This window comes from Embleya sp. NPDC005575 (assembly GCF_040605455.1).
Lineage (GTDB): Bacteria > Actinomycetota > Actinomycetes > Streptomycetales > Streptomycetaceae > Embleya.
The window spans coordinates 116,657-141,987 of sequence record NZ_JBEXCV010000001.1 but is presented as its reverse complement, the minus strand read 5'-3'; the positions used below and the strand labels follow the sequence as shown (position 1 = coordinate 141,987).

Annotated in this window: 18 protein-coding genes and 3 pseudogenes; 15 read left to right on the top strand and 6 right to left on the bottom strand. The window is 71.6% G+C overall.

Annotated elements, in window-relative coordinates; translation table 11 throughout:
• Positions 1-23: 23 nt before the first annotated feature.
• Positions 24-104 carry a putative leader peptide gene (locus ABZS54_RS00600; RefSeq protein WP_355528993.1) on the bottom strand — a complete coding sequence of 27 codons (81 nt, stop codon included), beginning with the start codon at positions 102-104 and terminating at the stop codon, positions 24-26.
• A 568-nt stretch (positions 105-672) separates the two neighbouring features.
• On the opposite strand from ABZS54_RS00600, the pseudogene ABZS54_RS00595 reads away from it, so the two are divergent.
• The 10 genes and pseudogenes from ABZS54_RS00595 to ABZS54_RS00550 all read left to right on the top strand — a co-directional run.
• Positions 673-1,497 (top strand): annotated as a pseudogene (locus ABZS54_RS00595) (2-oxoglutarate and iron-dependent oxygenase domain-containing protein); the annotation flags it as partial.
• Between the two features lie 327 nt (positions 1,498-1,824).
• A pseudogene (locus ABZS54_RS00590) lies at positions 1,825-3,087 on the top strand (aminotransferase class I/II-fold pyridoxal phosphate-dependent enzyme); the annotation flags it as partial.
• Positions 3,088-3,188: 101 nt separating this feature from the next.
• The gene (locus ABZS54_RS00585; protein ID WP_355528962.1) at positions 3,189-4,031 is read left to right on the top strand and encodes an alpha/beta fold hydrolase; all 843 of its coding nucleotides are present in this window, start codon (positions 3,189-3,191) and stop codon (positions 4,029-4,031) included.
• Positions 4,032-4,210: 179 nt separating this feature from the next.
• Entirely contained in the window at positions 4,211-5,764 is a 1,554-nt protein-coding gene (locus ABZS54_RS00580; protein WP_355528959.1) for an ABC transporter substrate-binding protein, read from the top strand.
• A gap of 76 nt (positions 5,765-5,840) precedes the next feature.
• Positions 5,841-6,809, top strand: a complete 969-nt coding sequence (locus ABZS54_RS00575) for an ABC transporter permease (RefSeq protein WP_355528956.1) — start codon at positions 5,841-5,843, stop codon at positions 6,807-6,809.
• The gene (locus ABZS54_RS00570) at positions 6,806-8,617 is read left to right on the top strand and encodes a dipeptide/oligopeptide/nickel ABC transporter permease/ATP-binding protein (RefSeq protein WP_355528953.1); all 1,812 of its coding nucleotides are present in this window, start codon (positions 6,806-6,808) and stop codon (positions 8,615-8,617) included. The genes ABZS54_RS00575 and ABZS54_RS00570 overlap by 4 nt, the downstream gene beginning before the upstream one ends.
• Positions 8,614-9,579, top strand: a complete 966-nt coding sequence (locus ABZS54_RS00565; protein WP_355528950.1) for an ATP-binding cassette domain-containing protein — start codon at positions 8,614-8,616, stop codon at positions 9,577-9,579. Before ABZS54_RS00570 ends, ABZS54_RS00565 begins: the two co-directional genes overlap by 4 nt.
• 140 nt (positions 9,580-9,719) lie before the next feature.
• The gene (locus tag ABZS54_RS00560) at positions 9,720-10,199 is read left to right on the top strand and encodes a (2Fe-2S)-binding protein (protein ID WP_355528947.1); all 480 of its coding nucleotides are present in this window, start codon (positions 9,720-9,722) and stop codon (positions 10,197-10,199) included.
• A gap of 6 nt (positions 10,200-10,205) precedes the next feature.
• Entirely contained in the window at positions 10,206-11,279 is a 1,074-nt protein-coding gene (locus ABZS54_RS00555) for a xanthine dehydrogenase family protein subunit M (protein ID WP_355528944.1), read from the top strand.
• On the top strand, positions 11,276-13,468 hold the full coding sequence (locus tag ABZS54_RS00550) for a xanthine dehydrogenase family protein molybdopterin-binding subunit (protein ID WP_355528942.1): 2,193 nt from the start codon (positions 11,276-11,278) through the stop codon (positions 13,466-13,468). The genes ABZS54_RS00555 and ABZS54_RS00550 overlap by 4 nt, the downstream gene beginning before the upstream one ends.
• Here ABZS54_RS00550 and ABZS54_RS00545 read toward each other — a convergent pair.
• Positions 13,465-15,174: an ATP-binding protein gene (locus ABZS54_RS00545; protein WP_355528939.1), complete on the bottom strand. Its 1,710-nt coding sequence runs from the start codon at positions 15,172-15,174 to the stop codon at positions 13,465-13,467. The genes ABZS54_RS00550 and ABZS54_RS00545 overlap by 4 nt on opposite strands.
• Before the next feature lie 413 nt (positions 15,175-15,587).
• Here ABZS54_RS00545 and ABZS54_RS00540 point away from each other — a divergent pair.
• From ABZS54_RS00540 to ABZS54_RS00520, 5 genes and pseudogenes are all read left to right on the top strand, one after another.
• A pseudogene (locus tag ABZS54_RS00540) lies at positions 15,588-15,721 on the top strand (helix-turn-helix domain-containing protein); the annotation flags it as partial.
• A 155-nt stretch (positions 15,722-15,876) separates the two neighbouring features.
• A complete protein-coding gene (locus ABZS54_RS00535; RefSeq protein WP_355528936.1) occupies positions 15,877-17,628 on the top strand; it encodes an alpha-glucosidase in 1,752 nt (583 codons plus the stop codon).
• Between the two features lie 29 nt (positions 17,629-17,657).
• On the top strand, positions 17,658-18,179 hold the full coding sequence (locus ABZS54_RS00530; RefSeq protein WP_355528933.1) for a DUF4232 domain-containing protein: 522 nt from the start codon (positions 17,658-17,660) through the stop codon (positions 18,177-18,179).
• 203 nt (positions 18,180-18,382) lie between these two features.
• The gene (locus ABZS54_RS00525; RefSeq protein ID WP_355528990.1) at positions 18,383-19,534 is read left to right on the top strand and encodes a N(5)-(carboxyethyl)ornithine synthase; all 1,152 of its coding nucleotides are present in this window, start codon (positions 18,383-18,385) and stop codon (positions 19,532-19,534) included.
• Positions 19,535-19,583: 49 nt separating this feature from the next.
• Positions 19,584-19,973, top strand: a complete 390-nt coding sequence (locus ABZS54_RS00520) for a hypothetical protein (protein ID WP_355528930.1) — start codon at positions 19,584-19,586, stop codon at positions 19,971-19,973.
• Between the two features lie 230 nt (positions 19,974-20,203).
• Here ABZS54_RS00520 and ABZS54_RS00515 read toward each other — a convergent pair whose 3' ends face one another.
• The 4 genes from ABZS54_RS00515 to ABZS54_RS00500 form a co-directional block, all read right to left on the bottom strand.
• Positions 20,204-21,511: an MFS transporter gene (locus ABZS54_RS00515; protein ID WP_355528927.1), complete on the bottom strand. Its 1,308-nt coding sequence runs from the start codon at positions 21,509-21,511 to the stop codon at positions 20,204-20,206.
• 510 nt (positions 21,512-22,021) lie between these two features.
• On the bottom strand, positions 22,022-23,059 hold the full coding sequence (locus ABZS54_RS00510; RefSeq protein ID WP_355528924.1) for a BadF/BadG/BcrA/BcrD ATPase family protein: 1,038 nt from the start codon (positions 23,057-23,059) through the stop codon (positions 22,022-22,024).
• Positions 23,047-24,369 carry a 6-phospho-beta-glucosidase gene (locus ABZS54_RS00505; protein ID WP_355528921.1) on the bottom strand — a complete coding sequence of 441 codons (1,323 nt, stop codon included), beginning with the start codon at positions 24,367-24,369 and terminating at the stop codon, positions 23,047-23,049. Before ABZS54_RS00505 ends, ABZS54_RS00510 begins: the two co-directional genes overlap by 13 nt.
• Positions 24,366-25,271 carry a carbohydrate ABC transporter permease gene (locus ABZS54_RS00500; RefSeq protein WP_355528918.1) on the bottom strand — a complete coding sequence of 302 codons (906 nt, stop codon included), beginning with the start codon at positions 25,269-25,271 and terminating at the stop codon, positions 24,366-24,368. The genes ABZS54_RS00505 and ABZS54_RS00500 overlap by 4 nt, the downstream gene beginning before the upstream one ends.
• Positions 25,272-25,331 lie beyond the last annotated feature (60 nt).

Sequence of the window (25,331 nt, the reverse complement as noted above, 5' to 3'; positions counted from 1 at the left end):
GGGACCGAAACGGTCACCGAGGTTCAGCGGGACATTCGACACGCCATGCTGGTCACGCGCACGAGATCCACGTGGCGGCGACTGACGAGCATGGGGCTGGACATGGCCGCGAGTCTAGGCGGCCCGACCGGTTTTGCGCCACGGGATAGCCCGAAAGGCGCGGGAAAGGACTCGGGCGAAGGCCCCGTCGGGTGGCCGCCGAGCGGTTCGGGTGGATGCGATCCCTTCCTGTATTCGTCCCGTGATCCCGGCCCGCGCCGGCCCATTCCCGCGCGCTCCGCGCGCTCCCCGCACGCCGCGTCACGAAAAGCCGGCTGGACCGATGCGCCTTCCGCGTGCTTTCATCACCGCCATGACTCCGCGTCAGGTCGCTTCCGCGCTGCTCGACCCCTTCTGGGTGGGTCGACGAGCCGACCACTTCGACCAGATCTGTCGCTGAACCCTGCGTTCGTGCGGCTTCCCGTCGCCGAATGAGCAGAGCGTGCCCCGCCCCGCGTGACCTCCGTCGGTCCGCCGCGCCCGGGCCCGGCTCTCCCGCGTCGCCGCCTTCCGTGCCGCGCCGCCTTCGTACCCGATCCAGCCCCACCCGCCGCAGGTTCGTCCCACCGCGCTCGGCCCATCCCAGGCCGCCGCCCGGCGTGCTCGGACCGAGGCTGTACCGAGGACCCAGTCATGGCAACCAGCGCACCGCCCACCCTCCCCGTGATCGATATCTCCCGATTCCGCGACCCCGCCGCGGACACGGTCGGTTTCCTGGCCGAACTGCGGTACGCCGCACGCGAGATCGGCTTCTTCTACGTGGTCGGCCACGGCGTCGACCCGGAGCTGCGGGCCCGCGCCCTGGAGGTCTCCAAGCGCTTCTTCGCGCTGCCCGAGACGGACCGGCTCGCGGTCGAGAACGTCAACTCGCCGCAGTTCCGCGGCTATACCCGCACCGGCACCGAGTACACCCGGGGCGGCCCCGACTGGCGCGAGCAACTCGACATCGGGCCGGAACGCGCCGCGCTCACGCTCGGTCCGGACGATCCCGCCTATCTGCGCCTGATCGGGCCCAACCAGTGGCCGGTCGCACTGCCGGAGCTGCGCGAGACGGTGCTCGCGTGGCAGGACGAGGCGCTGCGGGTCAGCCGCGAGGTGCTGCGCGCGCTGGCCGCCGCGCTGGGCCAGGACACCGGCTACTTCGACGAGTGGTTCGACGACGAGGCCGCGGTCCACGTCAAGGTCGTGCACTACCCGGGTCGGCCCAGCGCCGACGTGGACCAGGGGGTGGGCGCGCACAAGGACTACGGCTACCTCGCGCTGCTGCAACAGGACGACGTCGGCGGCCTCCAAGTGCAGGCCCGGGACGGCTCGTGGATCGATGCCACGCCGCTGCCGGACGCGTTCGTGTTCAACATCGGCGAGATGCTGGAGATCGCCACGCGCGGCTATCTGCGCGCCACGCAGCACCGGGTGATCGCCCCGCAGCCCGGCGTGGACCGCTACTCGCTGCCGTTCTTCCTCGGTCCGCGGCTGGATGCGGTGGTCGAACCGCTCGTCCTGCCTGCCGAGTTGGCCGCGGTGGCCGACGGCGTCACCGAGGATCCGAGCAATCCGCTCAAGCCCGCGTACGGCGAGAACGCGCTGATCGGCTGGCTGCGTTCGCACCCGCGCGTGGTCGAGCGCTGGTGGTCGGACTCGGTCCCGGCGGGGCCGGCCGGCGGGACGACCGACGCTGCGGCGCCGCCCGCGACATCCGACGCCGAGTCGCCCGGCACGGTATCCGCCCCCGGGTCTCCGAGTGCCCCACCCGCCGTCGAGCCGGCGAGCGAAACACCCTCCGTCGCACCGGCCTTCGAGACCCTTCAGGTGCACGCCGGCGCCCGACCCGATCCGAGTACCGGGGCCCGCGCGGTGCCGATCTACCAGACCAGCAGCTACGTCTTCCGGGACGCGGCGCACGCGGCCGACGCGTTCGCGCTCACCGACCTGGAGACGCACGCCTACACCCGGCTGTCCAACCCCACCACCGCCGTGGTGGAGGAGCGGATCGCCGCCCTCGAAGGCGGCACCGCGGCGGTGGCCGTGGGCAGCGGCCAGGCCGCCACCACGCTCGCGCTGCTCAACCTGGCCCGGGCCGGCGACCACCTGGTCGCGGCGGCCTCGTTGTACGGCGGCACCCGCACCCTGCTCGAACACACCTTTGCCGACCTGGGCATCGAGGTCACCTTCGTCGAGGACCCGGACGACGCGGACGCGTGGCGCGCGGCGATCCGGCCGCGGACCAGGGCGCTGTTCGGCGAGAGCGTCGGCAACCCGCGCGGCAACGTGCTCGACCTGGCCACCGTCGCCGGCATCGCGCACGAGGCCGGCGTGCCGTTCGTGGTGGACAACACGGTGCCGACGCCGTACCTGCTCCGTCCGCTGGAGCACGGCGCGGACATCGTCGTGCACTCGACCACCAAGTTCCTCGGCGGACACGGCACCGCGATCGGCGGGATCGTGGTGGACGGCGGCACCTTCGACTTCGGCGCCCACCCGGACCGCTATCCGGGCCTGGTCGCACCCGATCCGACCTACCACGGGCTGTCCTTCTGGGAGCGGTTCGGCGCCGACCGGGTCGCCTACGCGCTGCGCCTGCGGGTTCGGTTGCTGCGCGACCTGGGTCCGGCGGTGGCACCACTGAACAGCTTTCTGCTGCTCCAGGGCATCGAGACGTTGTCGCTGCGGATCGAGCGGCACACCGCCAACGCCGAACGGGTCGCCGCCTGGCTCGACGCGCGGCCCGAGGTGTTGCGGGTGGACCACCCGAGCGTGGCCACCAGCCCGTGGCACGGGGCGGCGATGCGCTATCTGCCGCGCGGCGCGGGCGCCGTGCTTTCGGTGGATCTGGCCGGCGGCCTGGCCGCGGGTCGGCGATTCGTCGAGGAACTGCGGTTGTTCAGCCACCTCGCCAACATCGGCGACGCGCGCAGCCTGGCCATCCATCCCGCGTCCACCACGCACGCCCAACTCGATCCGGCGCAGCAGGAACACGCCGGCGTGACCCCGGGGCTGGTTCGACTGTCCATCGGCCTCGAAGGCATCGACGACCTACTCGACGACCTGCGCCGCGGCCTGGCCGCGGCGGCCGAGACCGGTGGCCGGGCCGACACCGGCGTTCTCGCCGACACGGGCGACCGTGTCGACAGCGTGACGGAGGGCACCCGATGACGACGCGTCAGGCCGTACACGAAAGCCGGATCCGGGGTGCGCGCGGCGAGTTCCACCTGCGCGTGTGGTCCGTCGCCGACGAGCCCGTCGCGGTTGTGCTGTTCCTGCACGGCCTGGGCGAACACGCGGGGCTGTACGAGCCGTTGGCGCACCGCCTCAACGCCGACGGGATCGAGGTCTGGGCCCCGGACCAGATCGGCCACGGCCTCAGCGATGGCACCCGCGTCCTGGTGGAGAGCCTGGACGCGCTCGCCGACGACGCCGAACTGATCCTCGAACGCATCGCGGCCGGCCGCCCCGGTGTGCCGCTGATCCTGGCCGGCCACTCGCTCGGCTCGGCGGTCACGCTGTTCCTCGCAGGCACGCGTGCCGCCGCCGCACCCGCCCGCGCGCTCGTGCCCGCCGGTGCCGGGACCGGTCTGTCGTCGGGCGAGAGCGGCCTGCGCAAACTGTTGGCGGAGCACGGGATCGACCCGATGTCGCTGCGCAAGGACCCGGGCGAGCTCTGCGGGAACGCCGAGTACGCCGAGCGGCTGCGCAACGACCCGCTGGTGTGGTCCGGCGGCCTGCGCCCGGAAACCCTGGACGCACTGGAGGCGGGCGGCGAGCGGATCGCCGAACTGATCGCCTCCGGCGCGATCACCCGGCCGGTGCTCTTCATCCACGGCGAGGCCGACGACCTCGCGCCCGCAAGCGCCGTGCAGGCGGCCGCGAGGACGTTGCCGAACGCTCGGGCCCGGATCTTCCCGGGCGACTTGCACAACGTGCTCGCCGAAAACGACAGCGCCCAAGTCCACGACGAGATAGCCGAGTTCGTCCTGGCAGCCGCGCGCGACTGAAGACCCGCCCCCGGTCCCCGAACGGGCGACCGAACACCCGCTCGCTCGGCGAGCCCAGACACAGGCCCGAATACCTGCCCGCTCGGGGACCCGGGCACCGAACACCCACTCGCTCGGGGAGCCCGGGCGAGACCCACCGCAACACCCTTCCCAGCTTCCGGCAAGGAGATCGATCCATCATGCGCCGCTCCGCGCTTCGCATAGCCGCCGTCCTCGCCCTGGCCGGACCGGTCCTCGCCGCGTGCGGCTCCGGCGGCACCCCCACCCCCGGCGCCACCGGCGCCGACACCCAGGCCCCGGCGCCCGCCGACAGCGCGCTGGACCCGAACGCGACGGCCAAGGTGCGATTGGTGCTGGAGCCGACCAGCCTCAACCTGACCACCACCGCCGGCGTCGCGGTCGAGCAGGTCCTGCTCGACAACGTCTACCAGGGCCTGCTCAGGGTCGACACCAATGCGGACAACAAGATCGTGCCCGCGCTCGCGACCGGCTTCGAGACCTCCACCGACGGTCTCAAGTACACATTCCATCTCACCCCCGGCTCCACCTTCCACGACGGCTCGCCCGTCACCGCCGAGGACGCCGCCTGGTCGCTGCAACAGGTGCTCGCACCCGGCTCCAAGCAGCCGAACGCCAAGGCCCTGGCCGGCATCGCGGATGTCGCGGCGGCCGACCCGGCCACCGTGGTGATCACGCTCAAGCAGCGCGACACCAACCTGACCTGGGCGCTCACCCAGCGGGTCGGCGTCGTCTACAAAAAGGGCACCGACTTCACCAAGCTGGACGCAGCCGAGAACGGAACCGGCCCGTTCAAGCTGGACGGCTGGCAGCGCGGCTCGGCGATCACCCTGGTGCGCAACGACGCGTACAAGGGCGCCAAGGCCAAGGTGGCAAAGGTCGTGCTCAGCTACATTCCGGACCGCAACGCCGCGAACAACGCTCAGGCGACCGGCCGGACCGACATCGAGACGGCGGCCGAGGCCACCCTGCTCCAGCCGTTCACCGGCAACGACAGGTTCACCGTGCTGCGCGGTACCACCACCGACAAATACACGCTGGCGATCAACAACGCCAAGGCCCCGCTGAACAACCCGGCCGTGCGCCACGCGATCCGGCGCGCGATCGACAAGGACGCGCTGATCAAGACGCTCGGCGGGGCCGGCGTCCGGCTCGGCGGACCGATCCCCACCTCCGACCCGGGCTTTTGGGACCTGAGCGCGATCGACCCGCACGACGCCGCGGCGGCGAGGAAGGCGCTGGCCGACGCGGGCGTGGACAACCTCAAGCTGACCCTGAAGATTCCCAACATCTACCCGGCCGCGATCGGCGACGTGCTGGTCGCCAACCTCAAGGAAGCGGGTATCGAACTCACGGTCAGGCAGCAGGAATTCACCGCTTGGCTGAGCGAGGTCTACACGGCGAAGGACTACGACCTGAGCCTGGTCGACCACGCCGAGCCACACGACATCGCCAACTTCGTCACCCCCGGCTACTACTTCGGCTACGACAACGCGCAGGTGCGCGACTGGTACGCCCAGGCGGTGGCCGCACCCGACGAGCGCACCCGGACGGACCTGCTCACCAAGATCGGCCGCCAGGTCACCGAGGACGCCGCCGCCGACTGGCTGTTCCAGGCCCAGACGCTGACCGTCGTACGCAAGGGTGTCAGCGGCGCACCGCAACACCACACCAGCAGCCGGCTCGACCTCGCCACCATCGGAATCACCAAGTGAGCCCGCACCGAGGCCCGTTCCGGCCGGAGCCGGTCGAACGGGCCGTTCCGCGTCGCACCTCACGGCGGCGTCCGACATGACGGTGTTCGTCGCGCGCCGACTGGGATTGCTCGCGCTGTCCCTGCTGGGCGCGAGCATAGTGACCTTCGCGCTGCTTCGGCTGCTGCCCGGTGATGCCGCCACCTCGGTCGGCGGCATCACCGCGGACTCCGCGCAACTCCGCGCGATCCGCCACGACCTGGGCCTGGACCGGCCGTTGCTCGTGCAGTACTGGACCTGGTTGACCGACGTTCCCACCGGCGACCTGGGCCACTCGCAGCTCAACGGCTCTTCGGTGACCGACGAACTGGGCGAGAAGTTGCGGGTGACCGGTCCGCTGGTGCTCGGCGCGCTGCTGCTCGCGTTGGCCTTTGCGGTGCCGCTGGGAATGCTCGCGGCGGTGCGCCGCGAGCGTCGCGACGGCACGGTGATCAGCGTCGCGACCCAACTCGGCATCGCACTGCCCACGTTGTGGGTGGGCCTGCTGCTGATCCTGCTGTTCGCCGTACAGACCCCGCTGCTGCCCGCACAGGGCTTCCCGGTGGACGGCTGGGCGGACCCGGGCGAGGCGATCCGCAGCCTGGTGCTGCCAATCCTGACCCTTGCCCTGTCCGAGGGCGCGGTACTGCTGCGGTTCGTCCGTTCGGCCACCCTCGACGTGCTGCACCGCGACTACCTGCGCACCGCGCGGGCGGCGGGGCGCACCCGCACGGGCGCGCTGCTGCGACACGGCGTACGCAACGCCGCCGGCCCGGTGTTGTCCATGCTCGGCGTACAGGTCGCCGCCCTCCTGGTCGGCGCGATCGTGGTGGAAAAGGTCTTCACCCTGCCCGGCGTCGGCTCGATGCTGGTCGCCGACGTGGGCAATCGCGATCTGGTCAAGGTGCAGGGCGAGGTGCTGCTCCTGGTCGCGATCGTGCTGTTCGTCGGTTTCCTGGTGGACGTCGCACAACGGCTGATCGATCCGCGCCTGGCGGACGTTCGCGCCCGGAAGGTGTCCGCGTGAAGGCCTTGCGGGTACCCGGTGCCCCCACCCGTACCGTGCTGCGTGCGCTGGTTCGCGACCGCAACGGCCTGATCGGCGGCACACTCGTCGCCATCCTGGTCGGCGCGGTGCTGCTGTCGCTGGTGTGGACCCCGTACGATCCGACCGCCGTCGACCCGAACGCGCCCTGGCTGCTCCCGTTTCGGGACGGCCACCTGCTCGGCACCGACATGCTCGGGCGCGACCAGTTCAGCCTGATCCTGGTCGGCTCCCGGGAGACGCTGCTGATCGCGCTCGCCTCGGCCGGCATCGCCGCCGCGCTGGGCCTGCCGCTCGCGCTGGCGGCGGCGCTGGGACCCCGGCGGTTCGCGGCCGGCGTGGTCCAGCTGATCGACGTTGCGATCGCCTTCCCGGCGCTGCTCACCGCGATGATCCTGGCCGCCGTGTTCGGCGGATCGGTGTGGACCGCGGCCGGCGCGATCGGCGCTGCATTCGGGGTGCACCTGGCCCGGATCGCGCGCGCCGAGATCGAGCGGGTGTACGGCAGCGACTACGTGCTCGCCGCGACCGCGAGCGGATCGAGCACGTGGCGCACGGTACGCCGACACATCCTGCCCAACATCGCGCCCACGCTGCTGGTGCAACTCTCCCTGGTGATGGCCGTGGCATCGCTGACCGAGGCCGCACTGTCCTACCTCGGCTACGGCAGCCTCGCGCCCGCCGTGTCCTGGGGCCGGATCCTGCACGACCAGCAGCCGTACATCTCCGCCCGGCCGCTTCTGGTGGTCTGGCCGGGACTGGCCGTCGCGCTGTCCGTCCTGGGCTTCAACCTGCTCGGCGACGCGCTGCGGGATGCGACCGATCCGCGACTGCGCCCGCATGCGCCCGAGACCCGGGCCGAGACAGTCGAGCGGACCGACGAAGCAATCGCGCCACGGGTGCCGTTGCCGGCGGACGACGCGCTGCTCCGAATCACCGACCTCACCATCCGGATCGCCGGACGGACCGTGGTGGACGGCATCGACCTGACTGTGGCCGCCGGTGAACGGCTCGGTCTGATCGGCGAATCCGGCTCCGGCAAATCGCTGACCGCGCTCGCCGTACTCGGTCTGTTGCCCGAGGGCGCCGAGGTCACCGGCAGCATCCGCCTGGACGGCGTGGAACTGCTCGGCAAGCGCGAGCGCGAACTCGCCCGAATCCGCGGGAATCGGGTCGCGATGGTGTTCCAGGAGCCGCTCACCGCGCACGACCCGACCATGCGGATCGGCCGCCAGATCGCCGAACCGCTGGGCCTGCACCGGGGCATGACCCGCCGTCAGGCCGACCTGGCGGCGATCGACCTGGCCGGCCGGGTGGGTCTGCCGGATCCGGCCGATCTGGTCCGGGCCTGGCCGCATCAACTCTCCGGCGGCCAGCGTCAGCGCGTGGGCATCGCGATCGCGCTCGCGTGCCGCCCCGCGCTGCTGATCGCGGACGAGCCGACCACGGCGCTGGACGTCACCGTGCAGCGGGACATCCTGGCGCTGCTCGACGAGTTGGCCCGGGAGCAGGGCACCGCGCTGCTGTTCATCACGCACGACCTCGCGGTGGTGTCCCGGGTGAGCGACCGGATCGCGGTGATGCGGACCGGTCGGGTGATCGAGCAGGGGCCGCTGGACCGCATCCTGTACGACGCCGACGCGGACTACACGCGTGCGCTGTTGGCGGCCGCGCGGGCCACGGCGTTCGATGCCGCCGCTTTGGATGCCACCTTCGACGCTGCCCTCGGTGCGGTCGACCCGACGCCGGGCGTCCGTACCTCGATCGAGACCGTGGAGGCACCACTGTGACCGCGCCCGCCGTACTGCTGCGCGCAGAGGGACTGACCCGGACGTATCGCCTGCCGCGCCGGTCGTTGTGGGGCCCGGCCGGGCAGCGGTACGCGCTGCGCGGCGTGGACCTGGAACTGGTCGAGGGCGACGCGCTCGGCGTGGTCGGCGAATCCGGCGCGGGCAAGTCCACCCTGATCCGGCTGTTGCTCGGGCTCGACCGGGCCGACGCAGGCACGGTGCACTACCGCGACCGCGAGGTCCGGCCCGGGCCGGCGCGCTCGCTGACCTGGTTCCGGCGCGAGGTGCAGATCGTCCTCCAGGACCCGATGAGCTCGCTCGACCCGCGCTCGCGCGTACGAGACATCGTGGCCGAACCGCTGGAATGCCTCGGCGTCGAGGGCGACCACGACGCACGCGTGGACGAGGTGTTGGCGGCCGTCGGGTTGGACCCGCAGACGCGCACCCGCTACCCGCACGAGTTCTCCGGCGGCCAGCGACAACGAATCGCGATCGCCCGGGCACTGGCACCCTCCCCGCGCGTCCTGGTCGCCGACGAGCCGGTCAGCGCACTCGACGTATCCGTCCGAGCGCAGATCCTCGACCTTCTGCGCGACCTCACCACCCGCCTCGGTCTCTCCCTGATCCTGGTCTCCCACGACCTCGGCGTGGTCCAACACCTGTGCAACCACGTCCTGGTCCTCAAATCCGGCGAACCTTTGGAATCCGGCCCATCCCGGCAAGTCCTGGGCAACCCCCAACACCCATACACCCGCTCCCTCCTCACCGCGGTCCCAACCCTCCCCACCCACCCGACGCCCCCGATATCCCCGAACAGGACGGCCCCCACCGACCCCTCCATACCCCCCAACGCCGCGCCGCCCATCGACGCCGCCGCACCCCATCCAGCCCGGCCGGCGCTTGAGGCCACCTCGGCCGAAGCCCGGGCAACTCCAGCCCGGCCGGCGTTCGAGGCCAAGTAGCCTGGCCGGCGCTTGAGGCCACCAGCGACCACAGGCCCGGTCAACCCCGGCCCAAGGTGCGCGCTTGAGGCCACCGCCTGCGGGTACCAGCGAAGATCCCGGGCCGGGCCCACGGCCCGAGTGCGCCCCCGGGAGGGATCATGCCCGCCGACGAAGCCGAAGTCGTCGAACTCCACGTCAACGGCGAAGCCCGAGCGCTCCGCATCGACCCCCGCGTCACCCTCCTGGACGCGTTGCGCGAAGACCTCGGTCTGACCGGCTCCAAAAAGGGCTGCGACCTCGGCCAATGCGGCGCCTGCACGGTACTGGTGGACGGCCGCCGAATCACCTCGTGCCTGACCTTCGCGCTCATGCACGACGGCCGCGAGGTGACCACGATCGAGGGCCTCGGCGGCGACCCCGAAGGGGACTTGCATCCGGTCCAACAGGCATTCGTCGACCACGACGCGTTCCAGTGCGGGTTCTGCACGCCGGGCCAGATCATGTCCGCCGTCGCGCTCCTCGCCGAGGGCCACGCCGGTGACGACGACGAGATCCGCGAATGGATGAGCGGCAACCTGTGCCGATGCGCCGCGTACCCCAATATCGTCGCGGCGATCACCGCCGCGGCCGGACGGTAGGCCCACATGCGTTCCTTCACCTACACCCGTCCGGCCGAACCCGCGCACGCCTGGACCGAGCTCGGCCCGGACGCGATGTACATCGCCGGCGGCACCAACCTCGTCGACCTGATGAAGTGCGGCGTCCTCGCTCCGGCCCGACTCGTCGACATCGGCCGACTCCCGCTCGCGGACATCGTGGTGGACGGGGCCACGGGCACGCTCCGGATCGGCGCCCTCGTACCCAACAGCGACCTCGCCGCGCATCCGGTGGTGCGCGAGCGCCTGCCCGTACTCTCCCGCGCCCTCCTGGCCGGCGCGTCCCCGCAGTTGCGCAACCTGGCCACGCTCGGCGGGAACCTGATGCAGCGCACCCGGTGCGGGTACTTCCGCGACCCCGCGATGCCGTGCAACAAGCGCGTACCCGAATCCGGGTGCGCCGCGCTGGACGGCGAGCACCGCGGCCACGCGGTGCTCGGCACGAGCAGCCGGTGCATCGCCACCCACCCCTCCGACCTCGCGGTCGCGCTGCTGGCACTGGCGGCGCGGGTGTCGATCGACGGGCCGAACGGCCCGCGCGTCGAGCCGATCGAGGCGTTCCACCTGCCGCCGGGGGAGACCCCCGAGCGGGAGACCACGCTGACCCACGGCGAGCTGATCACCGCGGTGGAGGTGCCGATGACCGCGCTCGGCGCCCACTCGTACTACCTCAAGGTGCGCGAGCGGGCCTCGTTCGCGTTCGCGATGTGCTCGGCGGCGGTTGCGCTGGAGATGCGCGACGGCACGGTACGGGCCGCGCGGATCGCGCTCGGTGGCGTGGCGACCACGCCGTGGCGGGCGTACGCGGCCGAGGCGGCGCTGATCGGCGGGCCACCGAGCACCGCCGCGTTCGCCCGGGCGGGGGACGCCGCCACGGAAGGTGCAGTGCCCGGCCGGGACAACGGCCACAAGGTCGAACTGATTCGCCGCGTCGTTGCCCGCGCCCTGAGCACCCTGGCGGCCGGCGACCCCCCGGAAGCCACCGACACCCCGGCCCCAGGCACCCCGAAAGCTCCAGGCACCGGCGAAGCCCCCGGCACCACGGAAGGGGACCACCGATGAGCCCGCAGACCACCCCGTGGATCGGCGCCGCCGGAACCCGCGCGGACGGCCCGGTCAAGGTCACCGGTACCGCGATCTTCACCGGCGACCTGGCGCTGCCCGACCTCGCGCACGCGGTGCTGGTGCAGAGCACGATCGCCAAGGGCCGGATCACCGAAATGCACATCGCCGCCGCCGAGGCCGCTCCCGGCGTGCTCGCCGTGTGCACCTCCGACGGGTCGCTGGGCATCGGCCGGGTCGCCTCGTACTACTCGGCCGACAACGGCCCGATGGGCGACGGCCGTACCCCGCTGTCCGACGGGGTGATCCACCACCACGGGCAGCACATCGCGATGGTGGTGGCGCGGACGCTCGAAGAGGCGGTGGCCGGCGCAGAGTGCATCCGCACCCGCTATCGCCACGAATCGCCGCTGGTCCGGATCGAGGACGCCATCCCGCAGACCCCGCCGGGCCGCGAGGACATCGTCCGCGGTGACCTGACGACCGGCCTCGCGGTGGCCGACGTGACGGTGGAGGCGTACTACGAGACGCCGCCGCAACACATGAACCCGATGGAACCGTGCACCACCACCGCGCGCTGGGTGGGCGACCGGCTCACGGTGTACGACTCGACGCAGTACGTGACCGGGGTGCGGGAGGCGCTGGCGACCGCGTTCGGGGTGCCGCCGGGGAACGTGCGGGTGTTGTCCGGCTTCGTCGGCGGCGGCTTCGGCAGCAAGGGCACGGTCTGGCCGCACGTTCTGCTGGCCGCTGCGGCGGCGCGGCTGGTCGACCGGCCGGTCCGGCTCGCGCTCACCCGACCGCAGATGTTCACCTCGTGCGGCACCCGGCCGGCGACTCGGCAGCGGATTGTGCTCGGCGCGCACCGCGACGGCCGGCTGACCGCGATCGGGCACGACGGCACCTCGGCCACCTCGCCCGGCGAGAACGTCGTCGAGTCGACCGGCGGGCCCACCTCGATCCTGTACGCCTGCCCGAATGTGACGATCCGACAGCGGATCGTCCGACTGGACATGCAGGCGCCCACCTTCCAACGGGCCCCGGGGCGGGCCCCGGGATCCTTCGCGCTGGAATCCGCGCTCGACGAGCTGGCCCACGAACTCCGCATGGATCCGGTCGAGTTGCGGCTGCACAACCATGCCGACGTGGACCCGTCGTCGGGCCGGCCGTGGTCGGGCAAGCACCTTCGGGAGTGCTACCGGTTGGGCGCCGAGCGGTTCGGCTGGGATCCGGCCGATCGCACCCCTGGCAGCCGCCGCGAGGGCGATGTGCTGATCGGCACCGGGATGGCGTCCGCGACCCACGAGATGGACCCCGGTCCCGCCTCGGCGTACGCCGAACTACGCGTCGACGGCACGGCGGTGATCGGCGTCGCGTCGCACGACATCGGCACCGGGACGTACACGGTGCTCGGCCAGATCGCCGCGGATGTGCTCGGCCTGCCGCCGGAGCGGATCATCGTCCGACTCGGCGATACCGATCTGCCCGAGGCGCCGCCGTCGATCGGTTCGCAGACCGTCGCCTACGTGGGTCCGGCGATTCGGCGCGCGTGCGAGGCGGTTCGCGACGACCTGCTCGCGGCGGCCGTCGCCGACCCCGAATCGCCGTTGTACCGGCGGGAGATCGGCGCGATCGAGTTCGGCCCGGAGACGTTCGTCGCCGAACTGGCCCGAATCGGCGAGCCGTCCGTGTCGGCGGTCGGCCATCACCACCCGGATGCCAATTCGCGATACGCGGTGCACTCGTTCGGCGCGCAGTTCGCCGAGGTCGCGGTGGACGCGCTCACCGGTACGGTCCGGGTGCGTCGCATGGTCGGCGCGTTCGACATCGGCCGGGTGATCAACCCGCGTACCGCGCGCAGCCAACTGCTCGGCGGGATGACCTTCGGTCTGGCCCAGGCGCTGATGGAGGCGACCGTGATCGACCCGCGGCGCGGGCATGTGGTCGAGCCGCATCTGGCGGGCTACCACCTGCCGGTCAACGCGGACATCGGCACGCTGGACGTGCTCTTCGTCGGCGACCCGGACCCGCACATCAGCGATCTCGGCGCGCGCGGCGCGGGCGAGATCGGCGTGGTCGGCGCGGCGGCGGCGGTCGCCAACGCGGTGTTCCACGCGACCGGGGTGCGGGTGCGTACGCTGCCGATCACGCCGGACCGGGTGGTGACCGGATCAGCCGTCGGTCGCTAGCTCGCCTTCGGCGGGGTCGGCTTCTCGGTCGGCTTCTCGGGCCAAGTCCGTTCCTTGGCCGGAGTCTGCTCCTGGGTCGGAGTCTGCCTCTGGGTCAAAGGCGCGATGCTCGCAGGCGCGACGGGCGGTGTCTCGACGGCAGTTGGCGCGACGGGCAGGGTGAAGGTGATCCGGGTGCCGGTGGTGTGTTCGGGATCCAGGGCGATCGTGCCGCCATGAAACTCGACGATCTTCTTGCACATGGCCAGGCCCATGCCGTTGCCCGGATACGCGTCGCGGGTGTGCAGCCGCTGGAAGATCACGAAGATCCGGTCCGCCTGTGCCGGATCGATGCCGATGCCGTCGTCGGTCACCGAGATCCGCCACATCCCGTCCACCTGTTCCGCGCTCACCGCGACGTGCACCGGCCGGTCGGGCTCGCGGAACTTCACCGCGTTGGTGATCAAATTCTGCAGCACCACGGACAACTGGGTGCGATCGCCGCGCACGGTGGGCAGCGGATCGTGCGCGACCTCGGCGTCCGCCTCGCGGATCGCGATGGCGAGATCGCCGACGACCGTCTCGTACACGGCGTTCAGGTCCACCGCCGTCTCGTCCACGGGCCCGCGGCCCACCCGGGAGAAGGCGAGCAGGTCGTTGATCAGGGCCTGCATCCGGACCGCGCCGTCCACCGCGAAGGCGATGTAGCGGTCGGCACGCTCGTCCAGTTGCCCCTGATATCGCTTCTCCAGGAGGCGACAGAAGCTGGCCACCTTGCGCAGCGGCTCCTGGAGGTCGTGCGAGGCGACGTAGGCGAACTGTTCCAGGTCGGCGTTGGACCGGCGCAACTCGGTGGCCTGCTCGTCCAGGCGATAGCGGGCATCGTCGGAGAAGGCCAGTTCGTCGGCGAGCCGGCGGCGCATCGCCTCCATCGCATCGGCCAGTGCGCGCAGGTCGGCCGGTCCGGTGGGGGTGATCGCGTGCTCGAAGTCGCCCCGGGTCACCGCGTCCGCATCGGCCACCAGGCGGCTCACCGGCAGCGTGACACCGCGGCGCAGGCCCGCGAACACCATGATCACGCCCGCCACGATCACCAGTGCGATCGCGCTGAACACCCACGTACGCAGATCGCGGACATCCTGGAGGTCGGCCCGGGCGATGTCGCGTTGGTGCTGGAGGCGGTCCACCTGGGCGCGGGTCGCCGCGCGCAGTTCCGAATAGGGCGACGGGTCGGCGACGGCCGCGCGTACCTGCGCGGGCGGTGTCGTTCCTGGCGTGACGGACAGGGCCGGACGGACCACCCGGTCCTCCCACGCGCGAGCACGCTCCAGCACCACCCGCAGGTGGGCGGTCGCGCCGGTGTCGTCGCGCAACAGCTCGTGCAATACGGCGACCTGCTCGCGCTCGGTCTCGCGGCCGGCCGAGTACCCGCCCGAGAGCGGTGCGTCGCCGGTCAGGACGTGGTCCCGGATCGCGGCGTCCTGGTCGGCGTACGCGGTCTCCAGGCGCACGGCGGCGATCAGCGCCGGCGAACTGCGGTCGACCAGGTGCCCGTTGACCGAGGTCGACCGTGCGAACACCCAGGTGCCCAAGAGCGCGAGCAGGGCCAGCACGGCCAGCGTCGCGGACACGCCCACGAGCAACCAGCGTCGGGTGTCCCACGTCCACCGGCGCGGGTCGTGCGTCGACGATCCCGATCGCGGGCCGGTTTCGTCCGGTTCCTCCACCACATCGTCCTTAACAGTCGCGAGCCCGCAGCCGCGCCGGCCGTATGCCCGGACATCGTACGAGGAGCGATACCTGCCCGGATCGCGGACCTTTGCACCCGGTGGGGACATGTGATCATGCACCGGCAAGGTGGAGCCGGCGCGGGCGATCAGGCGCCGGTGGTCGAGCCCGGACGCACGATCATCAGGACCGTCACGGTTGCCCAGAGTAGGTTGAAGACGCCGGTGAACATGGCCGGCCGCACGGTGACGCGGTACGCGGTCGACGGCGGCGCGGGCGAGGTGGGCGCGGATCGCCGAGGCCGGCCTCCTGGACGGCCTGCGGGCCACCACGCACTGGCTCGGCACGGCCAAGCCGGCCGAGTGCCATCCCGGACCCGGACGTGCTCTACATCGACAACGGCTCGATTACCACGGCCCATTCGGTCGACCGCATCGCCGCCCAAACCGGCTTCGGCTCACCCACCGCCTTCCGCGACCGCTTCAAACGCGTCACCGGCACCACCCCCAGTCCTACCGCCGCGCTTTCCGTACCCGCGCCAACTGACCCACCCGCAGCCCGCCGTCGGCTGCGAGCCCTCCGCCGCGTGCTTGCCGCCGACCGCCCGCCGTCCGGTGAAGCGGGGTTCGGTGGGGCAGGACAGTCACGGTGGCCTCGGTCGGATTTGCCGGGGCGATACGTGGAGGGGGCGGGTTCGAGGGATGACACTCGACGGTGTGGGGGTTGCGGACGACGTGTGGTGGAAGTCCGCCGTGGTGTATCAGATCTATCCGCGCAGCTTCGCCGACTCCGACGGCGACGGGATCGGGGACCTGGCCGGGATCACCGCGCGACTCGACTACCTGGCCGACCTCGGGGTGGACGTGTTGTGGTTGTCGCCGGTGTACCCGTCGCCACAGGACGACAACGGCTACGACATCAGCGACTACCGGGACATCGAACCTATGTTCGGCACTTTGGCCGACTTCGACCGGTTGCTCGCTGCGGTGCACGAGCGCGGGATGCGGCTGGTGATGGACCTGGTGGTCAACCACACCTCCGACGAGCACCCGTGGTTCCGCGAGTCGCGCGAGGGGCCGAACAGCGCGAAGCGGGACTGGTATTGGTGGCGGCGGGCACGCAAGGACGGTGCCATGGCCGGCGATCGGGCGGGGGAGGGGTCACCCGGCGCGGGGTCGCCGGGTGCGGCGCCGAACAACTGGGGGTCGTTCTTCTCCGGGTCGGCGTGGCAGCACGATGCCGCGAGCGACGAGTACTACCTGCACCTGTTCTCGCCCAAGCAGCCCGACCTCAACTGGGAGAACCCCGAGGTCCGCCAGGCCGTGTACGCGCTGATGCGATGGTGGCTGGATCGCGGGGTCGACGGCTTCCGGATGGACGTGATCAACCTGATCTCGAAGCACCCCGACCTCCCGGACGGCCCGCTGCACGGGGACGGCCTGTACGGCGACGGCTCGCCGTACTACATCTGCGGTCCTCGGGTGCACGAATACCTCCGGGAGATGCACCGCGAGGTCTTCGCCGGTCGGCCCGAACGCCTGCTCACCGTGGGCGAGATGCCCGGGGTGACGTTGGAGCAGGCCCGACTGTTCACCGATCCGGCCCGCGGCGAGGTGGACATGGTCTTCCAATTCGAGCACGTGGGACTGGACTTCGGCCGGAGCAAGTTCGACGTGCGGCCACTGCGGCTCACCGACCTCAAGACCTCGCTGGGCCGCTGGCAGACCGGCCTCGCCGAAGTGGGCTGGAACAGCCTGTACTGGAACAACCACGACCAGCCCAGGATCGTCTCCCGGTTCGGCGACGACGGCCCCGAACACCGGGTGCGCTCGGCGACCATGCTGGCCACCGTGCTGCACCTGCACCGCGGCACGCCCTACGTCTATCAGGGCGAGGAACTGGGCATGACCAACGCTCCGTTCGCCACGTTCGAGGACGTACACGACATCGAGGCGCTGGGCCACTACGCGCAGGCGGTGCGGGCCGGCGAGGACCCCGATCGGGTGCTGGACGGGCTGCGCGCACGCGGTCGGGACAACGCCCGTACGCCGATGCAGTGGGACGCGTCCGAGCACGCCGGCTTCACCACCGGCACGCCCTGGCTGCCGGTCAACCCCAACCACACCACGATCAACGCCGCTGCGGCGGTGGCCGATCCGGATTCGGTGTATCACCACTACCGCCGGCTGATAGCTCTCCGGCACACCGAACCGGCGGTGGTACACGGCGATTTCACCATGCTGCTCGCGGACGACGAACGGCTGTACGCCTTCACCCGCAGCCACCGCGACACCACGCTGCTCGTGCTCGCCAACTTCACCGGCGAGGCGGTGGCGGCGCCGGCCGACCTGGCGGCGGAGTGGGCGCGGGCGCCGCTCGTACTCGGCAACGCGGGGCCGATCGACGAGATGGTGCTGCGCCCGTGGGAGGTCCGCGTACATCGGCACGTGTAGCCAACCGGCACGATGGATACAGGCGGTGCATGAGAACTATCGCTTCCGTCACCACGCTCGCCCTCGCGTCGTCCGTCCTGGTCGCGGGCACGGCCTCGACGGCCGGCGCCGGGCAGAGCACCATCGGGCGCCTGCGCACATGCGCCGAGGGCTCGCTCGGCTACGACGCACACGCGCTGCCGCCGATCGCGAGCAGCGTCGTGCTGGTCACCGTCACCAACCTGGCCGGCTCGGCCTGCACGATCGACCGCTTCCCGACGGTGACCTTCGCCGGCCTGGACGGCGCGGCGCAACCGGTGCCGCCGGTGCCGAGCGGTGTGCGGCGGATCGAAGCCGCCGGGAAGTTGTACGCGGCGCTGCGTACCGACGACCGCGGCGGCGCGGCGCGGTACGTCCCGAGCCTGACCGTCGCGGCCCACCCGGCCCACGTCGGCAGCACCTTCACCGCAAGCGGGATCGGCGCGCCCACACCCGGTATCGCGGTCTCCGACCCGATCACCACGCAGTGGCAGAACGGCGTGGACGAGGCGGTGGGCGCACTCCCGGGCTGACCCGGGCGGACGCCGTGCGGGGCCGGGCGGGGCCGTGCGGGCGCGTGTGGCTGCGCGGGGTTGCACTGGGCGCGGATCGTAGCGCGGCCGGGTCGCCGACTCGGGCGAACCGGCCGCGGTACGGCGGTCGTGCGAGTTCCATGTTCATTCCATGGCGGATACTCGGGGTCTACCTAAGGAATCTCATGATTCGCAGGACCCGCATGACCCTCGGCATTCTCGGCTCCTCACTGAAGGAGAACGAGCACCGGTTGCCGGTTCACCCGCTGCACATCGAGCGGATCGCCCCGGACGTGCGCGAACACCTGTTTCTGGAGGAGGGGTACGGCGAGCGTTTCGGCGTCGCCGACGCGGAGATCGCCCGGCACGTGGCCGGACTGCTGCCGCGTAAACGGCTGCTGGCCGAGAGCGATGTGGTGCTGCTGCCGAAACCCACTCACGAGGACGTGGCCGCATTGCGCGACGGTCAGGTGCTGTGGGGCTGGCCGCACTGTGTGCAGGATCCGACGATGACCCAGCTGGGCATCGATCGCAAGCTGACGGTGATCGCGTGGGAGGAGATGAATCACTGGACCGCAGCCGGCGCGTTCAGTGTGCACGTCTTCCACAAGAACAACGAACTGGCTGGCTACTGCTCGGTGTTGCACGCACTGGCGCTCGGCGGTGCGACCGGCAGCTACGGTCGCCGGATGCGGGCGGCGGTGCTCAGCTTCGGGGCCACGGCGCGGGGCGCGGTGATAGCACTGGAAGCGATGGGCGTTTCGGACGTGACGGTGCTCACCGCGCGGGACGCGGTGGCGGTGGCGTCGCCGATGCCCTCGGTCGTGATGGGCCACTTCCGGTTCGGCGAGGACGATCCGACGCGATTGGACGCGCTCACCGAGGACGGGCCGGTGCCGCTCGGTACGCATCTGGCCGGCTACGACATCGTGGTGAACTGCATTCGGCAGGACACCGACGCGCCCTTGACGTTCGTGCTTGACCGGGACCTGCCGGAGTATCGGCCGGGGTCGTTCTTCATCGACGTCTCGTGCGACGACGGCATGGGGTTCGAATGGGCCCATCCGACCACCTTCGAGGAGCCGACCTTCACCGTCGGCGACAACTGCCAGTACTACGCGGTCGACCACAGCCCGTCCTATCTGTGGGACTCCGCGACGTGGGAGATCAGCGAGGCGCTGATTCCTTATTTGGGCACCGTCATGGACGGCCCGACCGCCTGGGACGCGGACCCGACCATCGCGAAGGCGATCGAGATCCGCGACGGCATCGTGCAGAACCCGAAGATCCTCAGCTTCCAACACCGTTCCGCCGACTACCCACACCCGGCGCTGACGGCCCACGCGGGAGGGTGAAGCGGGTGGCTGCCGCCGTCAAGACGGAGGGGCGATGCAGATTCGGGTGGTGAGCCGTGTGGAATCCGAGCCGAGGCGGGTCGTCTTCACGTCCGGGATCGGCAGTGGGGTCGGCTACTGGAACGCCGAGAGCAGCCATCCGGATCGGCTGCCGGTCGTGGGCGCGCGCTACGACGTCGAGGTCGATCCGCCGGACGACGTGGCCGACTGGACGCGGGTGCCGGCCGGGGCGACCACCGGGTTCTCGCCCGTGCGCGGCGGCGTGGCGGTGTCGGGCCGGCTGGAATGGGTCGGCCGGGACGGTGAGCCGCAGGTCGTGATGCGGCTGGGCCCGGGGATCGTGACGATCGATGTGGCGCGGGGATTCGAGGAGTTGTCGGTCGGCGATGTGATCCGCTTCGAGGCTCCGTGGGTCGAACTCTGGCCGTACATGGTGTGAACACCCGCGCCGAAGGCCCTCGCGTTCCCTGAGCTGGGGTGTTGCGACGACCACTGGAACGGAAGGTGCTGCGAGGGCCTTCGGCGTCGGTCGGCTCGCGCGGATGGTGCGGCGCGCCTCGCCTCGGCCCGCGCGGCTTGCCTCGCGCTGCCCACCTGCGCCTGCCGCGCCGTGACCGCCGCACCCGGCCTCCGCGCCTGTCGCGCCGTGCCCGCGCTTTTGGGCCGTGTTCAGGGGCGGGGCTTGGGGTGGGTGCTTTTGTGGAGTATGGGGAGGGAGGCCAGGAGCAGGATGGGGAGGAGCAGGAAGGCGGTGCGGACGGGCATCAGGTCGGTGGCCAGGCCGAGGAGGAACGGGGCGCCGCCGGCGGCCAGGGTGGTGGCCACGGCCAGGCGGGAGACGGCCAGGTCGGCTCGGCCGGCGGCGGCGCGGATGGCCGCTGCGGTGGCCAGCGGGAACTGGACGGACATGCCCAGGCCGGAGACGAACAGGCCGAGGTAGGCGAGCCAGGGGACCGTGGCCGACCAGAACAGGGCGAAGCCGACCAGGTTCACCGCGACGGCGCTGCCGTACAGCCGGTCCAGCGGGATGCGCAGTGCGAGCCGCCCGCCCGCCAGGCGGCCCAGGCACAGGCCGGCCACCACGGCGGTCATCGCGGTGGCGGCGGCGCCCTCGGACATGCCGGTCCGGTCGCGCAGCAGCGTCGAGGCCCACAACGACAGCGAGAACTCGACCCCCACCGAGCAGACCGTCAGCAGCCACGCCCACCAGTACGCGGCGGGCAGCGACCCACTCGACGTCGAGACCGGCGGGGCCCCCGTGACTCGCGAGGCCCGCGCTTTTGCCGAGGGCGATGCCGGCGGCAAAAGCGTCGGCACCGACAACGGAGGCGATGGGGGCGGCGGAGCCGCCGAGCCCGCGGACTCCGGCGGCGCCTCCGGCGAAGGCGACCCAGGCGGCGTGCGCGAAGGCGTCGCGGCGACCACGTCCGGGATCTGCGTCCGTCCGAAGCCCGCCGCCAGGGCACCGAAGAGCACCGGGACCACCACCATCGCCCAGCGCCAGCCCGGCCCGGACGAGTCCATCACGCCGATCAGCAAGGGTGCGGCCATCCCGACCCCGGCCGCGAGGCCATTGGCCTCGCTCAGGGCGCTCGGGCCGGCGATCGGGCCGTGGTGGTCCGCGAGTGCCGTGCCGGCCACGTTGACCACCAGGAACGCGCCGAAGCCGCACAGCAGCGCCGCGCTCAGCGACACGGCCGGCGCCCCGGCCGCGCAGTACGCCAACACACCCGCGCTCAACAATCCGCAGCCCGCCCACAACGTGCGCCCACGCCCGAACCGGCGCATCGGCCGGTCGCCGAGCAGCGCGATCAACACGCCGGCCGCCGCGTACGCCGTACTGTGCAGCGCCGCCACCGCGTTGCTCACGCCCAAGTCGTCGCCCAGCAGCGTGACGGAGGGGCCGAAGCAGTACAGGAAATAGCCGAAGGCGGCCATGTGCAGGTACAGCAGCCAGGTCGCGCGGTCACGGGTCAAGCCCGATACCGAACCGTCGATCACGCGAAATCGCCCACTGTCGTCCTCGTCCGCATCATGTGGGCCCCGTCGCGTCGTCCCGCCCCGCCGGGATCGTATGCGACCGACGTGAACCCCCCGGATGCCGCCCGCCGGGAGCGGGAAGGCCCCGCCCACCACCGACGCCTCCCCGCCCGACACCACCCGCCCGGATCAGGCCGTACGCCCCGCCCGGTACGGGGCAGCCGCAGCCGCTATGCCACGCCCGTCGGTTCCCCCGGCCCCGGTCGCCGGCACCCGGTAGCGCCGAGCCCACCACCGGCGCCTCCCCGCCCGCCCGACACCACTGCCCGGATCAGGCCGTACGCCCCCGCCCGGTGCGCAGCCGCCGCCGCCGCTGCGCCGCGCCCGTCGGATCTCCCGGCACACAGCCGCCGGCACCCCAGTCGCCGGCACCCACCCGATCCGGTCCACATCCGACAGGCGCCCCCACCACCGGTACCCCCGCCTGCCCGACGCCGCCCGCCCCGATCAGCCCGTCCCCGCCCACCCGGCGCGCAGCCGTCGCTCCGCTGTGCCCGTCGGGTCCTCCGGTGCTCGGCCGTCGGCGCGCAGGCGGTCCAGGCCCAACAGGGCCGCGCCCACCACCGGCGGATCCATCGCCACCCGCAGCACCGCCCGTGGCGCGGAGCGCAGGATCAGTCGGGAGACCGCAGCCATCAGCATCGGGGGCTGGGCCGCCAGGACGCCGCCGCCCAGCACGACGTCGGCCTCCTCCGCCAGCAGATCGAGCCGACCCAGCGCGGTCACCGCCATCACCGCGATCTCCCCGGCCTGCCGCTCGACCACCTCGCCCGCCACCGGATCCCCGGCGTCGGCGATCCGGAACAGCAGCGGGACCAGTTCGTGCAGCCGCTCGGACGGCAACTCGCCCAGGTGCACCGCCTCGGCCACGGCGGTCGCCGACTCCAGACCGAAGTGCCCGGCCGTCGCGTCGGCCAACGCGGTCGCCGGACCCCGACCGTCCTCGGCTCGCACCGACGACCACATCACCTCCTCCATCAGGCCGAGCCCGCCGCCCCAATCGCCGGTGATCCGCCCCAGCGCCGGGAAGCGCGCGGTCCGGCCGTCCGGCAGCAGGCCCACGCAGTTGATCCCGGCCCCGCACACCACCGCGACCCCGCGCGGCGCGCCCGTGCCCGAACGCAGCACCGCGAACGTGTCGTTGCCGACGGTGACCGTACGGGCCCAGCCCCGGTCCTCGAACTCCTTGCGCAGGTGCAACTCCTCGACCGGCAGGTCGATGTTGGCCAGGTACGCCGCGACGTGCTCCACCGGTCCGGCCCCCGCGGCCGACCGCAGTACCTCCTCCACCAGCGAGGCGATCCGCTCGACCGCCGCGTCCTGGCCGAGTTGGTACGGCGCGTAGCCCGCGCCCCGACCGCGCCCCCACACCCGACCGTTCGCGTCGACGACCGCCACGTCGGTCTTGGAGTTGCCCGCGTCGATCGCGAGCACGGCCGGGGCCGATTCGGAGGAATCGGCCCCGCCCTCCGCTACCGGGCCCACGGCAGGTGCTCCTTGCCCGCCGCAAGCAGCCGATCCGTGAGTGCCTCGGCGATGTCGTACTGCCCGATCAGCGGATGCGCGAGCAGCGCGGCGACCACCCGATCGCGCCCACCGCGCAGCGCGGCGTCCAGCGCGAGCTCCTCGTACGCCGCCACATGCGCGATCAACCCGGAGTGCAACGGCCCCAGCGGCGCCACCGGCAGCGGCGTCGCGCCGTTCGCGTCGATCCGCGACGGCACCTCGATCACCGCGTCGTCCGGCAGGAACGGCAGCGTGCCGTTGTTGCGTACGTCCGCGACCTGGACCCGCTCGCTCTCCTCGAAACCGGCTGCGGACGCGGAACCGGACCCCGACCCGGAACCCGTGCCCAGCAGCGCGGCCACCAGGGCCACCGCCGCCTCCGAGTAGTAGGCCCCGCCTCGGCGTTCCAGCAACTCCGGCTTGGTGTCCAGGGTCGGGTCCGCGTACAGCTCCAGCAGTTCGCGCTCGATCGCGGCCACCTGCTGGGCCCGGGACGTGGTGTGCCGCTGTGCGGAGACCACCGCGTCGTGCGCGTAGAAGTAGCGCAGGTAGTAGGACGGCACGGTGCCTTGCGCGCGCAGCAGTTCCACCGGCAGCTCGATGTCCTCCGCGATCGCCGGACCGTGCTCGGCCAGCAGCGTCGGGAGCAGGTCGGGACCCGGCTTGCCGTGCTCGTCCAGGACGTGCAGCCCGCGTTCCCAGGTCAGGTGATTGAGCCCGACGTGGTCGAGCCGCAGCCGGTTCGGCGCCACGTCGAGCATCGCGGCGAAGCGACGCTGGAAGCTGATCGCGACGTTGCACAGCCCCACCGCGCGGTGGCCGGCGTCCAGCAGCGCGCGGGTGACGATGCCCACCGGGTTGGTGAAGTCCACGATCCACGCGTTCGGCGCGGCCCGGCGCACCCGTTCGGCCGCATCCAGCACCACCGGCACGGTGCGCAGCGCCTTGGCCAGGCCACCCGCACCGGTGGTCTCCTGCCCCACGCACCCGCAGTCCAGCGGCCACGCCTCGTCCTGTGCGCGGGCCTCCTGACCACCCACCCGGAGCTGGAAGAGCACCGCGTCGGCGTCCTCGACTCCCGCGTCGAGGTCGTCGGTCAGCACCACCCGGGCCGGGTGTCCGTACCGGGCCAGAATGCGACGCACCACCGCGCCGACCGGCTCGAGTCGTTCGAGCACCGGATCGACGAGCACGAGTTCGTCGACCGGCAAGATTTCGCGCAACCGGCCCAGGCCGTCCGCCAGTTCGGGCGTGTATGTGGACCCACCGCCCACCACCGCGAGCTTCAACCCTTTACTCCCGTCAAAGTCACGCCCTCGATGAACGCCTTCTGAGCGAAGAAGAACACGAGGATCACCGGCGCCATCACAAGGAGCGTGGCGGCCATCATGAGATTCCAATTGACCTGGTGTGCGCCCTTGAACGATTCCAGGCCGTAGGACAGGGTCCATGCGCCCGGATTCTCGGACGCGTACACCTGTGGACCGAAGTAGTCGTTCCAGCAGTAGAAGAACTGGAACAGCGCGACCGCCGCGATCGCCGGCCGGATCATCGGCATCACGATCGAGATCAGGATGCGCAGCTCGCCGCACCCGTCCACCCGGGCCGCGTCCAGGTATTCGGACGGGATGGTGAGCAGGAACTGGCGGAGCAGGAAGATGGTGAAGGCGTCGCCGAAGGCCATCGGGATGATCAGTGGCCAGAGCGTCCCGCTCAGGTGCATCTGCTTGGCCCAGAAGATGTACATCGGGATGATGATCACCTGCGGCGGCAACATCATCGAGGAGATCACCAGCATCAGTGCCACGCCGCGGAAGCGGAACCGGAACTTGGCCAGCGCGTAGGCCACCGGCAGGCTGGAGACCACGGTGAACAGGGTGCCGAGCCCGGCGTACATCAGCGTGTTGCGCCACCAGGTCCCGAAGCCCGGGGTCCGCATCACCTTGGTGTAGTTGCCCCACTCCCACGAGGTGGGCCACAGGTCGCTGGTGAGCGCCTGCTTGTTGCTCATCACCGAGGTCAGGAACAGGAACACGAACGGCAGGATGAAGAACAGTACGGCGGTGACGGCGAGCGTGTGCACGCCGATCCAGGTCAGTACGCGCTTGCGCCGTTGCGGGCGCGGCGGCGTCCGGGCGGGCGCGAGCGGCGGCGCGATGCCGGCGGCCTCGGCCGTGACGGTCTGGGCCATGGATCCGATCCCTTCTGGGCACGGTGGATCGTCGAACTGGGACTACCGGCATGCGTGTTC